Genomic DNA, 14431 nt, shown 5'->3' with positions numbered 1-14431 from the left:
GCCCCCGCCGCCTGCGCCGCCGAGCGGAACAGCACGTCGACCGAGGGCCGGTGCCGGCTGACGCAGGGGCCCTCCAGAATGCTGACCCGATAATGCGAGGAGACCCGGCGCAGCAGCATGTGAAAATTGCCCGGCGCAATCAGCACGTTGCCGGGCTGCAGGACATCGCCATCCTTGGCCTCGTTGATGGTCACGGTGCAGAGCGTGTTCAGCCGCCGCGCGAAAGCGAGGGTGAAATGCTCCGGCATGTGCTGCACGATCACCACTGGCGGCGCCTCCGCCGGCAGGCTTTCGAGCAGCAGCTTCAGCGCATCGATGCCGCCGGTCGAGGCGCCGATCACGATGACGGGTTCGGTCGCCGGCACCGGGCGCGGCGGCAGCGGCGGCAGGATGACATCGGCCAGCAGCTTTTCCCCCGGCGCCAGCGCCGCCGAGGGTCTCGCGCGGCGGGCGGTGGCCTTGCGCGACTGCGCCGCGGCCCGCAGCGCGTCGCCGATCCGCACGGCCGCCTCCTGTCGGGCGATGACGGTGTCGAGTCGCGGCTTGGCCAGCACCTCCGCCGCGCCGATCTCCAGCGCCTTCATCATCGCGTCGGAGCCCGCATCCGTGTGGCTGGAGCAGACCACGACCGGGATCGGCCGCTGCGCCATGATCTTTTTCAGGAAGGTGAGCCCGTCCATGCGGGGCATCTCGAGATCCAGCAGGATCACGTCCGGCACCTCCTGTCGCATCTTCTCCACCGCGACGAAGGCGTCGGGGGCCGCGGCCATCAGCGACAGCCCCGGATCGGCGGTGATGATCGCCGAGAAGGCGGACCGTATCGACGCCGAATCGTCGACCACCATCACCCGCAGGGCGTTGCTGTCCTTGGACACAGTCGATTGCGTCATCCTCTCAATTCCTTTGAAAAACGGCGGGGGCGATCTGCTTCAGCTGGGCGCTGCGCACGACCATCGATTCCGAATGGCCGACCAGAAGATGTCCGCCGGGCGCGAGGTGGCTGATCATCCGGGCGATCACCCGGGCTTGGTCGGCAGGATCGAAATAGATCAGCACGTTGCGCAAGAAGATCACGTCGATGTCGCGGTCGACCGTGTATTGCGGGTCCATCAGGTTCATTCGGGCAAAGCGGGTTCTCTGCCGCAGTTCCGGCACGATGCGAACCTGACCGGCCAGGCTGCCCGAGCCTTGCATGAGGAACCGCGTTCGGAAGGCCGGAGGCACCGGGTCCATCTGCTCGACCGGGTAGATGGCGCGCCGCGCAGTCTCCAGCACCTCGGTGTTGATGTCGGTGCCGAGGATGCCGTAGTTCAGGTCGGGCAGCCGCCCCGAGAGATCCTCCAGCAGCATGGCCAAGGTGAAGGCTTCCGCCCCGGTGGAGGCAGCGGCGCTCCAGACCTTGAACAGCGATCGGCGGCGCGCCATTGGCCGATGCTGCAGGGTCTGCGGCACGATGCGATCGACGAGCAGGCGGAAATGGTCCGGTTCGCGGAAGAAATCGGTCTTGTTGGTGGTGACCGCATCTAGGATCTCGTGCAGTTCGGCCTCGAGCCCGCCCTGCTCGAACAGGTGGTGGAAGTAGTCGTCCACCGAGCCGAACCCCAGCGCCATGCGCCGACGGCGCAGGCGCCCCTCCACCATCTGGCGCTTGCTGGGCGGGAGCCGGACGCCGATGTGCTCGTGGATCAGCCGGGTCAGTTGATCGAAATGGGACGCTTCGCGGCCGGGCGCCGAAGGGGCGGGCGGGGACGCGTTCATTATGCGACATCCTGCAGGTTGATCGCTGCCTCCGTGCCGGTGATCCCCTGGCGCGTGATCAGATCCGTGTCGAACATCCTGTCCAGATCCAGCGCGGTGACGAAGGCGCCACCGATCCGGCCCAGCCCAACCACCATCTGCTGGTCCCAGCGTAACAGCCGCGCCTGAGGCAGCGGAGTGAGTGGCCCTGGATCCAACGCCGTCACCTCCAGAACTCTGTCGGCCTTCAGCGCCACGACTGCCCGACCGCCATCGCTGTGGATCCAAAGCACGACGATCCGCGTCGTTGGGCTGTCCGGGATCGGCGGCATGTTCAGCACCGCGCGCAGGTCGACCACCGTGACCCCTTCGCCGCGCACGTTGATGACGCCGAGAACATGCTGCGGCGCGTTCGGCAACTGGGAGATCCGCTGAAGGTCGAGGATCTCCTGCACCCGGGTGACGGGCACTGCGAAGAGTTCCTCCCCGACGCCCAGGGTCAGGACCTGATCGCCGCCGGTCAGGGGCTTCATGTCATTCATACTCATGCTGCGCGATCCTTTTTGCCGCTGTCGCCCCGCAGAAAGCCCTCGTCGAGCCTGTCCTCCCCCGGGGTCATGTCGAAGTCGAAGCCGCCGGAGGCCTTGGCGGGCAGAGGTCGGGCCGGGACGCGCGTTGCAGGCTTGCGGACCGGAGGCGGCGGGATGGCCTCGCTTGACGCGACCGCGAGCGGGGTCGAGACGGTTCCGATCCGGAAGAAGCCAATGGCCGCCTGCAGTTGCCCGGCCTGTGCCGAAAGTTCCTCGGCTGTGCTCGACATCCGGCCGGCAGTGGAGGTGTTATCCTGTGTTACCTGGTCGAGCCGCTGGATGGCGAGATTGACCTGGGCCGCCCCGGTCGACTGCTCCTGGGCCGCGTTCGAGATCTCCAGCACCAGTTGCGCGGTGCGCTCGATGTCCGGAACCAGGTTCTGCAACATGGAGCCCGCGGTCTGGGCCGCCGTTACCGTATTGGCCGAGAGGGTGGAAATCTCCCCTGCCGCGGTCTGGCTGCGCTCCGCGAGCTTGCGCACCTCCGAAGCGACGACGGCGAAGCCGCGACCATGTTCTCCGGCACGGGCGGCCTCGACCGCGGCGTTCAGCGCCAGAAGATCGGTCTGCCGGGCAATCTCCTGTACCACCATGATCTTCTCGGCGATGGTGCGCATCGCCTGCACCGCTTCGGCCACCGCGGCACCGCTGTTCCGCGCTTCGATCGCCGATCTGCGGGCCATCTTCTCGGTCTCGCTGGCATTTTGTGCGCTTTGTCGGATGTTCGCTGCCATTTCCTCCATGGCGGAAGACGCTTCCTCGGTCGAGCCTGCCTGTTCCGAGGCGCCCCGGTTCAGCGCTTCGGAGGTGGAGGTCATCATCTCGCTGCCGATCCTCACGTTCGAGGCGGAGCCCGCCACCTCCGAAACGACTCCGCGCAGCTTCTCGACCATCGTGTTCAGCACGCGCTGCATGTCGGCGATCTCGTCGTTGGACCGTACATGCGCCGCCTGCGTCAGATCGCCTTCGGCGATGAGCCGCGACAGGCGGGTGGCCTCTGCGATGCCCCGCCCGAGGGAGAGCACGATCCAGCTCGCGGCCAGCAGGCCGACAAGTGTCGTCGATACCAGTGTCGCCAAGGCCATCGCCCTGCCGCTGCCGTAATCTGCCTCTGCCCCGGCGGCGGCCGCCGCCAGGGAGGCGCGATTGGCTTGGAGGATGTCCTGCATCAGGACCTCCATCTTCAGCCAGCTCTCCCGGCCCTCCGAGATCACGAGTTTGAAGCCTTCATAGCCCATTCCCATGCGGGACAGTTCCTTGGCGCGCTCGTTGGTGGCCATGAGCTTGCCCTCGATCTCCGTGAACTGGAGCAAGGCCTGCCGACCCGTCTCGTCGGAGAGCGCGAAGAGCGCGTCATAGGCTTCCTGTTTCGCGCTTCGCGCCAGGTCGGATCGCGCATCGATCTCCTTGCGCTCGGCCGGAGTGCGGGACAGCAGGTAGTTGCGCACCTCGCGTTGCGTCTTCAGCTTGGACTGGATGATGTCATGCGAGAGATCGAGACGCCTGGTCTGCAGGTCGACGATGCTGTCCAGCGAGGCTTTCACCTCGCCGAGGCCGCGGACGGTGATCAACTGGCCTGCACCGGCGAGGAGCAGGATGACCAGGAAGGTCGCGCCGAGCTTTGCCTTTATGCTGAGCCGCATGAGTTCAGACCCCTTCTTCCGCCACGGCGCTCAGGGATCCCTTCTGCGCGCCTTGGGTAAAGATCCGTTCCAGGTCGGGAAGGATCATGAAACCGCCCTGCCACTTGCCGATGCCGCGGACGAAATCCGGCGGCCAGCGGGTGCCCACGGGGGGGATCGGCTCCAGGGTCGAGGGGTCGAGACCGGTCACGTCATGGACCTTGTCGGCGAGGATGGCGACGACGATTTCGTCGCCGGCGATCGGCAATTCGAGCACGAGCATGCGCGTGTCGGGGGTCGCCTCCGTCAGCGTCATGCCGAAAGTGACGCGCAGGTCCGCGAGCGGCACCACGACGCCGCGGACGTTGATCAGGCCGCCGATGAAGTTGCCGGCCTGGGGCACGCGGGTGACCGGCACCGGTTCGAGGATCTCGCGAAGGCACTCCGCCGGGATCGCCATCAGTTCGCCCCCCAGCCGCAGCGTGACCACATCCATGCGTCGTCCTCCTTCTGTCACCAGGGCTAGGGTCATGCCGCCCGCTCCCCGTGCTGGTCGCGCAGCCGGTCTTCCTGGGCGCGGCCGAGGCTGACCAGTTGCGGCACGTCAAGGATCAGCGCGACGCTGCCGTCGCCGAGGATGGTCGCGCCGGAGAAGCACTTGAGATGGGCGTGCAGGCGCGAGAGTTGCTTGATGACGGTCTGGTTGTTGCCGACGATGCGGTCGACGACCAGGCCGATGCGCTGGCCGCCGGCCGAGACGATCACCACCTTCTGGAAGGGCGGCACCGGTTCGCGGATGGCGAAGAGGGTGCGCAGCCGCAGGAAGGGCACCAGGCCGCCGCGGATGTTCAGGAAGGAGGAACTGCGGCCCTCGGTCTCGAACTCCGGGGGCAGCTCGACGCATTCCTCCACCGCGGCGAGCGGGAAGGTGTAGTTCTCGCCGCCGACCTCGATCTGCAGACCGTCGACGATGGCGAGGGTCAGTGGCAGGCGCAGCGTGACGGTCGCGCCCTTGCCGGGCTCGGAGGCGAGGTCGATCTGGCCGCGCAGCGTCTCGATCGTGCGCTTCACCACGTCGAGCCCGACGCCGCGACCGGACAGCTCGGTGACCTTCTTGGCGGTGGAGAAGCCCGGCTCGAAGATCAGGCGAAAGGTCTCGCTCTGGCTCAGTTGGGCGTCGGCGGTGATCATGTTGCGGGCGATGGCCTGGCTGCGGATCGCCTCGGCATCGAGGCCGCGGCCATCGTCGCGCACGGTGATCAGCACCTCGGCTCCGGAATAGGCGGCGGCGAGCTCGATGCTGCCGGTCTCGGGCTTGCCGGCGGCGCGGCGGGCCTCGGCGCTTTCCAGCCCGTGATCGGCGGAGTTGCGCAGGATATGCACCAGCGGGTCGGCAAGGAGTTCGATCACCGTCTTGTCGAGTTCGGTGTCTTCGCCGCCGGTGGTGAAGGCGATGGGCTTGCCGAGCGTCTGCGACAGGTCGCGCATCAACCGGCGGAAACGCCCCATAATCGAGCCGATCGGCACCATGCGGATCGACATCGTGGCGTTGCGCATGCCGGAGGACAGGCGCTGGATATCCTCGGTCACGGCGAGAAGCGACGGGTCGCCGAAGCGCTGGGCCAGGGCCGAGAGCCGCGCCTCGGCGATCACCAGCTCGCCCACCCGATCCATCAGCTCGTCGAGGCGCCCTGTCTCGACCCGCATCGTCTCGGCGACCGGGGGGTTGGCAGGAGCGGCAGCCGGCGCCTCGCGGACGGGAGCGGGCGGCGCGACTGCCGGGTCCGGGACGGGGACAGGGTCAGACGGGGCTGGGACGGGCGGGGCGGGGGCCTCGGCGGGTGGCTGAGCTGCGGCGGGCAGGTCAGGAGCGGAGGCGGCGTCTTGCAGGTTGAACTGCATGTCGTCGCGGTAGAACAGGAAGATGTCCTCGATCGCGGTCTGCGGAACTGTCGCCGGCAGGCTGGCTTGCCAGCCGGTGCAGCAGTCCTGCGGGTCGAGCGCATCGAGGGCGGGGATGGCGGCCAGCCGGGCGCGGATGTCCGCTGCGCCCAGTTCCGCCAGTTCGGCCAGCAGCAGCCGGGGGTTCCCGCCGAGGCGCAGCACCTGCCGGCCGAGGCGGAAGACCAGCGACCAGCCGGGGGGCGGGGCGGCGGCGGTTTCGCCGCTGGCGGCGAGACGCAGCGCGTCGAGAAGCTCGGCGCTGGCGGCCTCGGCGCCCTCCGGCGCCTCGATCAGCCGGCCGATGTGGTCGCAGGAGCGCAGCGCCACGGCGATCACCGCCTGGTCAACGCCATGGGTGCCCTGGCGCAGGTTGTCGAAGACGGACTCGAATTCATGCACGAAGCGGGCGAGGGCGGCGAAGCCGAACATCGCGCCGGAGCCCTTGATGGTGTGCAGGTCGCGGAAGACCGCGTCGATGATCGCCCTGTCTTTTGGCGCGCGTTCCAGATCCAGCAGGCCGCGCTCCAGCGAGGCCATCAGCTCGGCGGCTTCCTGGCGGAACAGGCCGCCGATTTCCTCGTCCATGCTCATGCTCCGGCCACTTTCTTCACCACGGCCAGCAGTTGGGCCTGATCGAAGGGTTTCATCATCCAGCCGATCGCCCCGGCCTCGCGCGCCTGCTGCTTCAATCCCTCGTGCGACTCGGTCGAGAGGAAGACGATGGGTACGCCGACCGCCGAGGCGGTGTCGCGGAACTTGCGGATGAAGCTGATGCCGTCCAGCCGCGGCATGTTCTGGTCGGTGAGGATGGCGTCGAACTTCTGCGCCGAGGCCTTTTCCAGCGCGTCCTGGCCATCGACCGCCTCGACCACGCTGTAGCCCGCGCCCGTCAGCGTGAGGCGCACCATCTGGCGCACCGAGGGCGAGTCGTCGACCGCGAGGATTGTCTTCGTCATTCTGCCTGTTCCGTTTCCGTCTGGACCGCGGTCCAGGTTTCGTCCGTGATGGCGAGCCTTGCGTCCGCGGCCGCCAGAAAGCCGTAGTCCGCGAGCGCGGTTGCCAGCGCCCCGCCGGTGGGCACGGTCACCTCCAGCGGGATGCCGTCGCGCGCGGCCTGCCGGTGCGCGGCCACCAGGATCTGCAGCGTCGCAAGATCCACCTGCCGGACCGCGCCGCTGTCGATCCGCAGCGGGCCGTTGCGCGCCAGCGCCTCGGACAGGGCGGCGACGAGGTCCGCGGCGTGGTGGAGCCCCGCCTGCTCAGGCAGGGCGAGAACGAGGGGATCTTCTGGGACGGCGTGCATTCGTCTGGCCTTTCGGATGCACCGGGGGGCTCCGGCAGCAGCAGGTTTGGCGGTTGCAGCCTAAGGAACCGCTAACGGCTGCGCCGAACTCCTTAAAATTGCGCCGGTCCCGGTCGCGCTGTGGCTGTGGAAACGCCTCCGGGAAGCGGCGGGCTTTGATCCGGTTTGAGAAAATCCCCATCCCTCCGCGAGGTCCCGCCGCCGGGTCGGATCGGCGGCCCAAGACGGGACGCCAGCCGGCAAGGCCCAGCCAATATGGGAACCTTCGGCTTCCTCCCCCGTTGGCTCTCGTAATGAACGAGGCAAATAGGGGGCTGCTTGTGGCAGTACAGGACACGCCGACCGGAGCCGGAACTTCTCGGTCGCAACAGGACATAGCGCGGGCCGAGGGCCTCGGCGCCGGATCAGCGACGCCTTCGGAGGCGCGGCTGCGCCACCTTGCGGAAAGCCGGATCGCGATCGAGGGCATCAGCATCGAGATCGACGGCGGCCGGTTCCCGGCCAAGGTCGTCGCCGGGATGCCGGTCGCCATCGAGGCGGATATCTTTTCCGACGGGCATGACAGCATCGACGCGGCGCTGGTCTGGCGCAAATGCGGCGAAGACGCCTTCAGCGAGGCGCGGATGCAGTTCCTGGTGAACGACCGCTGGACGGCCACCGTCAGCCTTCCCGAGAACGCCGCCTACGAGGTCGGCTTCCTCGCCTGGCGCGACCTCTTCGCCACCTGGCGCAAGGAGGTGTCGAAGAAATTCGCCGCCGGCCAGCGCATCGGGCTGGAGCTGGAGGAGGGCCGCCGGCTGATCGCCGACGCCATCGCCGGCGACGGGGCCGAGGAGCACCGCACGCTGTTCGAGCGGCTGCTGCAGCGCGACGCCGGGGCGCAGGACGAGGGCGAGCGCTTCGCCCATCTGAACGCGCCCGATGTCGCCGCCGCCATGGAGCGCTCGGGCCCGCGCACGCATCTCACCCGCTCGAAACTGCTGCCGGTCTTCGCCGACCGCGAGGCCGCTGCCTTCAGTGCGTGGTACGAGATCTTCCCGCGCTCGCAATCGGGCGACGTTGCGCGGCACGGCACCTTCGACGACGTTATCGCGCGGCTGCCCTATATCCGCGATCTCGGCTTCGACGTGCTGTATTTCCCGCCGATCCACCCGATCGGTGCGGTGAACCGCAAGGGGCGCAACAACACGCTGACGCCGGGGCCGGACGATCCGGGCTCGCCCTATGCCATCGGCTCCGAGGCCGGTGGCCATGACGCGCTGCATCCCGAACTCGGCACCTTCGACGATTTCGCCCGGCTGGTCGAGGCGGCGAAGGAACATGGGCTGGAGCTGGCGCTCGACTTCGCCATCCAATGCGCGCCGGACCATCCGTGGATCAAGGAGCATCCCGAGTGGTTCGACTGGCGGCCCGACGGGACGATCAAGTTCGCCGAGAACCCGCCGAAGAAATACGAGGATATCGTCAACGTCCACTTCTACCGCGAGGCCATCCCCTCGCTCTGGTATGCGCTGCGCGACGTGGTGCTGTTCTGGGTCGGGAAGGGCGTGAAGATCTTCCGCGTCGACAACCCGCACACCAAGCCCTTCCCGTTCTGGGAGTGGATGATCGGCGAGGTCCGTGCCGAGCACCCCGACACGATCTTTCTCGCCGAGGCCTTCACCCGGCCCAAGGTGATGAAGCGTCTGGCCAAGGTCGGCTTCGCGCAGAGCTACTCCTACTTCACCTGGCGCAACGGCAAGCAGGAGCTGACCGACTACCTGACCGAGCTGACGACGGAGGAGTGCCGGCACTACATGCGGCCGAACTTCTTCGCCAACACGCCCGACATCAACCCGGTCTACCTGCAGACCTCCGGCCGGCCCGGCTTTAGGGTGCGGGCGGCGCTGGCGTCGACGCTGGGCGGCAACTACGGGCTCTACAACGGGTTCGAGATCTGCGACTCGGCCCCGGTGCCGGGCAAGGAGGATTATCTCAACTCCGAGAAATACGAGATCCGCGCCTGGGATATGGATCAGCCGGGGCACATCAAGGATGACATCCGGCTGCTGAACCACATCCGCCGCAGCCATCCGGCGATGCGCGATTTCACCAATCTGCGCTTCTACAACGCCGTGAACGACAATGTGCTCTACTACGGCAAGGCCAGCGAGGACGGCAGCGACTTCCTGCTGTTCCACGTCAACCTCGACCCGCACAACCGGCAGGAGTTCCAGTTCGAGGTCCCACTATGGGAATTCGGCCTGCCGGATGACGCCTCGATCGAAGTCGAGGACCTGCTGAACGGCAACCGCTTCACCTGGCATGGGAAATGGCAGGGTCTGGACCTCGATCCGACCACGCGCCCCTATGCTGCCTGGCAACTCTTTGCACCGGGAGTGCCTCGATGAACAAAGTCCTCACCCAATCCGCCCTGATCCGCGATGAACCGAAGATCGACCGCTCGCAGAGCGACTGGTACAAGGACGCGGTCATCTACCAGCTGCACATCAAGGCCTTCATGGACGCCAACGGCGACGGCATCGGCGATTTCGCCGGGCTGATGCAGCGGCTGGACTATGTGCAGGCGCTGGGCGTCACCGCGATCTGGCTCTTGCCCTTCTACCCCTCGCCGCTGCGCGATGACGGCTATGACATCTCGGATTACCGGGCGGTGAACCCGTCCTACGGCACGATGCGCGACTTCAAGGCCTTCGTCGCCGAGGCGCACAAGCGCGGGTTGCGGGTCATCACCGAGCTGGTGATCAACCACACCTCGGATCAGCATCCCTGGTTCCAGAAGGCGCGGCGGGCCAAGCCCGGCTCCGCGGCGCGCGACTGGTATGTCTGGAGCGACACCGACCAGAAATTCCCCGAGACCCGGATCATCTTCCTCGACACCGAGAAGTCGAACTGGACCTGGGATCCGGTGGCCGGCGCCTACTACTGGCACCGCTTCTATTCGCACCAGCCCGACCTGAACTTCGACAATCCGCGCGTTCTGGAAGAGGTGCTGCGCGTCATGCGCATGTGGCTCGAGATGGGGGTGGACGGGCTCAGGCTCGACGCGATCCCCTATCTGGTGGAGCGCGAGGGCACCAACAACGAGAACCTGCCCGAAACCCATGACGTGCTGAAGAAGATCCGCGCCGACCTCGACGCCCATTTCCCCGACCGGATGCTTCTGGCCGAGGCGAACCAGTGGCCCGAGGACACGCGGCCCTATTTCGGCGACGGCGACGAATGCCACATGGGCTTCCACTTCCCGCTGATGCCGCGCATGTACATGGCGCTGGCGCAGGCCGACCGGCACCCGATCACCGACATCATCCGCCAGACGCCCGAGATCCCGGAGAACTGCCAGTGGGGCATCTTCCTGCGGAACCACGACGAGCTGACTCTGGAAATGGTGACGGCGGAAGAGCGCGACTACCTCTGGCAGACCTATGCCGAGGATGCGCGCGCGCGGATTAATCTCGGCATTCGTCGCCGTCTGGCGCCCCTGATGAAGAACGACCGGCGCAAGATCGAGCTTCTCAACCAGATGCTGATGTCGCTGCCCGGCACGCCGATCCTCTATTACGGCGACGAGATCGGCATGGGCGACAACTACTATCTCGGCGACCGCGACGGGGTTCGCACGCCGATGCAATGGTCGGCCGACCGCAACGGCGGCTTCTCGCGCGCCAATCCGCAGCAGCTCTACCTGCCGACGATCCTCGATCCGGTCTATGGCCATCAGGCGGTGAACGTCGAGGCGCAGACCGGAGACCAGTCGTCGCTCCTGAACTGGATGCGCCGCCTGATCACCGTACGGAAACAGCACCCGGCCTTCGGGCGCGGGCTGATGACGCTGCTCTATCCGCGCAACCGCAAGGTGCTGGCCTATCTGCGCCAGCACGAGGGCACGACCATCCTCTGCGTCGCCAACCTGTCGGACTCCGCGCAGGCGGCGGAGCTGGACCTGGGCCGTTTCCGCGGCCTCGTGCCGGTGGAGCTGACGGGGCGTTCCGCCTTCCCGCCGGTGGGCGATCTGCCCTACATGCTGACGCTGCCGCCCTACGGCTTCTTCTGGTTCGCGCTCAGCGACCAGGAACACCTGCCGTCCTGGCACCAGGCGATCCCGGAGATCCTGCCGGAGTTCATCACCCTGACCACCCGCGACGGTTCGGTGCAGACCGCCGTCATGGGCCGCGAGCGCAGCCAGCTGGAGGGCGACGTGCTGCCGGCATGGCTGCCGCTGCAACGCTGGTTCACCTCGAAGGACGAGACGGTGGGGCAGGTGGGTCTCACCCCGCTCGGCACGCTGGGCGAGCATTCGCTGATGACGCTGGATGCGACGGTCGGTGAAGACCGGCAGCGCTACTTCCTGCCGCTCTCGGCGCTCTGGGGCGACGACCAGCTGCGCCCGGGTGCGCCGAAGCTCAGCTACACGCTCGCCAAGATCCGGCGCGGGCCGAAGATGGGCGCGCTGATCGACGCGGCCTATGACGAGCGGCTGGCGGGCACGATGCTCGACGCCATGCGCGACGGCAAGGCGATGGGCGAGGTGCGCTTCGAGACCACCGAGGCGCTGCAGGAGCTCACCGAACCGGGCGAGCCGCGCTATCTCGGGGCAGAGCAGAGCAACATCTCCATCGCCTTTTCCGACAAGGTGATCCTGAAGCTCTACCGTCGTCTGCGCGCCGGCGAGCAGCCGGATGTCGAGGTGGCGCGCTTCCTGACCGAGGTCGCGGGCTACGAGCACACGCCGCGCTTCCTCGGCCTCGCCAGCCATGGCGAGGGCGCGGAGGAGACCACGCTGGCCGCGGCCTTTGCCTTCGTCACCAACCGCGGCGACGCCTGGCGCGGCATCTTCGACGCGCTGGTCCGCGATCTGGGCGAGCACGAGGCCTGGACCGACAGCGAGGCGGCCGAGCCGCAACCGCAGCCGGACGCCTTCCCCTTCCCGCTGTCGATCGGCTCTCTGCTGGGCCAGCGCACCGCCGAGCTGCACCGCGCCTTCGCGGTGGAGACCGACGACCCGGCCTTCAAGACCGAGCCGCTGACGGCGGAGCACCTGACGCAATGGGTGCAGCAGACGGTGACCGAGGCCGAGGCGCTGGTGACCTCGCTGAAGACCCAGCTTCCCGGCCTGCCGGAGGCGATCCTGCCGCTGGCCGAGGCGGTGATCGCCGCGCGCGATCCGCTGGTGGAACGGGTGCGCCGGGTGGCGGGCTTCGAGCCCTCGGGCAGCCTGTCGCGCATCCATGGCGACTACCATCTGGGCCAGGTGCTGCTGGCGCAGAACGATGTCGCGATCATCGACTTCGAGGGCGAGCCGAAACGCGGGCTGGAAGAGCGCCGCGCCAAGTCCTCGCCGCTGCGCGACGTAGCCGGGATGCTGCGCTCCTTCGACTACGCGGCGGAGTCGGCGCTGCTGCGGCATGTCGAGAGCTTCGGCCCGGCCAGCGAACGCGCCGCGGCGCGGGCGGAGGCCTGGCGCGTCGCCGCCTCGGCCGAATTCCTCGACGCCTGGCGCAAGACCGCCGAAGGGGCCGACAACCTGCCGCAGGATCCGGCGCTGACCGATGCGCTGCTCGATCTCTTCCTGCTGCAGAAAGCAATCTACGAAGCGGGCTACGAGCTCGGGATGCGTCCGGCCTGGCTGGGCATCCCGCTGCAAGGGCTCCTGGACCTGCTGGGAGACGACGCATGACCGACCAAATCGCGGACCTCGTGCCGCAATCCGATGTCGACGCCATCCTGCGCGGCAGCCATGGCAATCCCTTCGCCGTGCTCGGCCTGCAGGGCGGCGGCGACCAGCCGCTGACCCTGCGGGTCTTCGCCCCGCAGGCCGCCGGGGTGGCGGTGCTGGACGGGGCAGGGGCCGAGGTGGCGCAACTGTCCCGCATCGGCGCCGAGGGCTTCTTCGCCGGCGAGATGCCGGGGCGCGAGCGCTTCCCCTACCGGCTCAGGCTCTCCGCCGGCGAGCATCGCTGGGAGATCGACGATCCCTACCGCTTCCCGCCGGTGCTGGGCGAGCTTGATGAATACCTGCTGGGCGAGGGGCGGCATCACCGGCTCTACGAGCGTCTCGGCGCGCATCCCTGCACCATGGAAGGCGTCGAGGGCGTGGCCTTCGCCGTCTGGGCGCCGAACGCCCGCCGCGTCTCGGTCGTGGGTCCGTTCAACGCCTGGGACGGGCGGCGGCATCCGATGCGCAAGCGCGTCGGGGTCGGCGTCTGGGAGCTGTTCATCCCCGGCCTGCGCCGCGGCGAGATCTACAAATACGAGTTGATCGGCCCGCAGGGCGAGCGCCTGCCGCTGAAATCCGATCCGCTGTCCTTCGCGCAGGAGCAGCCGCCGGCGACGGCCTCGATCGTCGACGGCCTGCCCGAGCATGACTGGCAGGACGCCGACTGGCTGGCGCATCGCGGCCCGAAACAACAGCGCGACGCGCCGATCTCGATCTACGAGGTGCATGCCGGGTCTTGGCGCATGGGGCTCGACTATGACGCGCTGGCGGATCAGCTGGTGGAGTATGTCACCGAGATGGGCTTCACCCATGTCGAGTTCATGCCGATCAGCGAGCATCCATTCACCGGCTCCTGGGGCTACCAGCCCATCGGGCTCTTCGCCCCGACCAGCCGCTTCGGCCCGCCCGAGGGCTTCGCCCGTCTGGTGGACCGGCTGCATGCGGCGGGGATCGGCGTGATCCTCGACTGGGTGCCGGCGCACTTCCCCTCCGACGCGCATGGGCTGGCGAATTTTGACGGCACGCATCTCTATGACCATGCCGACCCGCGTCAGGGTTTCCACCGCGACTGGAACACCCAGATCTACAACTTCGGTCGGCAGGAGGTGGCGAACTTCCTGCAAGCGTCGGCGCTCTACTGGCTTGACCGCTACCATGTCGACGCGCTGCGCGTCGATGCGGTGGCCTCGATGCTTTACCTCGACTATTCGCGCAACGCCGGCGAGTGGATCCCCAACGAGCACGGCGGGCGCGAGAACCTCGAGGCCATCAGCTTCCTGCGCGACGTGAACGAGCGGGTCCGGCTGGATCATCCCGGCGCCGTGACCATGGCCGAGGAATCCACCGCCTTCCCGAAGGTCAGCCGACCGGTGGCGGAGGATGGGCTCGGGTTCGGCTTCAAGTGGAACATGGGCTGGATGCACGACACGCTGGCCTATTTCCGGCGCGATCCGATCCATCGCCGCCACCACCAGAGCGACCTGACCTTCGGCCTCGTCTACGCCTTCTCGGAAGATTT

At 67.7% G+C, this 14431-nt stretch carries 11 protein-coding genes; 3 read left to right on the top strand and 8 right to left on the bottom strand.

What is annotated here, in order from left to right:
• The 8 genes from cheB to C5F48_RS17075 all read right to left on the bottom strand — a co-directional run.
• The coding region (gene cheB / locus C5F48_RS17110) for a chemotaxis-specific protein-glutamate methyltransferase CheB (RefSeq protein WP_107665077.1) at positions 1-890 on the bottom strand (890 nt) is incomplete at its 3' end.
• 4 nt (positions 891-894) lie between these two features.
• Complete coding sequence (locus tag C5F48_RS17105) at positions 895-1758, bottom strand: CheR family methyltransferase (protein WP_107665076.1); 864 nt, start codon at positions 1756-1758, stop codon at positions 895-897.
• Positions 1758-2270 (bottom strand): chemotaxis protein CheW, encoded by a 513-nt coding sequence (locus tag C5F48_RS17100; RefSeq protein ID WP_245941452.1) that lies wholly within the window; start codon positions 2268-2270, stop codon positions 1758-1760. The genes C5F48_RS17105 and C5F48_RS17100 overlap by 1 nt, the downstream gene beginning before the upstream one ends.
• A gap of 11 nt (positions 2271-2281) precedes the next feature.
• Positions 2282-3970 carry a methyl-accepting chemotaxis protein gene (locus C5F48_RS17095; protein WP_107665074.1) on the bottom strand — a complete coding sequence of 563 codons (1689 nt, stop codon included), beginning with the start codon at positions 3968-3970 and terminating at the stop codon, positions 2282-2284.
• 4 nt (positions 3971-3974) lie between these two features.
• Positions 3975-4445 carry a chemotaxis protein CheW gene (locus tag C5F48_RS17090; protein WP_107665073.1) on the bottom strand — a complete coding sequence of 157 codons (471 nt, stop codon included), beginning with the start codon at positions 4443-4445 and terminating at the stop codon, positions 3975-3977.
• A gap of 32 nt (positions 4446-4477) precedes the next feature.
• The gene (locus tag C5F48_RS17085) at positions 4478-6484 is read right to left on the bottom strand and encodes a chemotaxis protein CheA (RefSeq protein WP_107665072.1); all 2007 of its coding nucleotides are present in this window, start codon (positions 6482-6484) and stop codon (positions 4478-4480) included.
• Complete coding sequence (locus tag C5F48_RS17080; protein ID WP_107665071.1) at positions 6481-6849, bottom strand: response regulator; 369 nt, start codon at positions 6847-6849, stop codon at positions 6481-6483. Before C5F48_RS17080 ends, C5F48_RS17085 begins: the two co-directional genes overlap by 4 nt.
• Positions 6846-7196, bottom strand: a complete 351-nt coding sequence (locus tag C5F48_RS17075; protein ID WP_107665070.1) for an STAS domain-containing protein — start codon at positions 7194-7196, stop codon at positions 6846-6848. The genes C5F48_RS17080 and C5F48_RS17075 overlap by 4 nt, the downstream gene beginning before the upstream one ends.
• A gap of 428 nt (positions 7197-7624) precedes the next feature.
• Here C5F48_RS17075 and C5F48_RS17070 point away from each other — a divergent pair, with 428 nt between their 5' ends.
• The 3 genes from C5F48_RS17070 to glgB all read left to right on the top strand — a co-directional run.
• The gene (locus C5F48_RS17070) at positions 7625-9586 is read left to right on the top strand and encodes an alpha-1,4-glucan--maltose-1-phosphate maltosyltransferase (protein ID WP_245941454.1); all 1962 of its coding nucleotides are present in this window, start codon (positions 7625-7627) and stop codon (positions 9584-9586) included.
• Positions 9583-12873 carry a maltose alpha-D-glucosyltransferase gene (gene treS / locus C5F48_RS17065; protein WP_107665068.1) on the top strand — a complete coding sequence of 1097 codons (3291 nt, stop codon included), beginning with the start codon at positions 9583-9585 and terminating at the stop codon, positions 12871-12873. Before C5F48_RS17070 ends, treS begins: the two co-directional genes overlap by 4 nt.
• Positions 12870-14431 (top strand): 1,4-alpha-glucan branching enzyme (glgB, locus tag C5F48_RS17060; protein WP_107665067.1); only part of this gene is annotated, 1562 nt, incomplete at its 3' end. The genes treS and glgB, both read left to right, overlap by 4 nt.

This window comes from Cereibacter changlensis JA139 (assembly GCF_003034985.1).
Lineage (GTDB): Bacteria > Pseudomonadota > Alphaproteobacteria > Rhodobacterales > Rhodobacteraceae > Cereibacter > Cereibacter changlensis.
The sequence above is the reverse complement of the archived record's forward strand: the minus strand, read 5'-3'. Positions and strand labels throughout refer to the sequence as shown.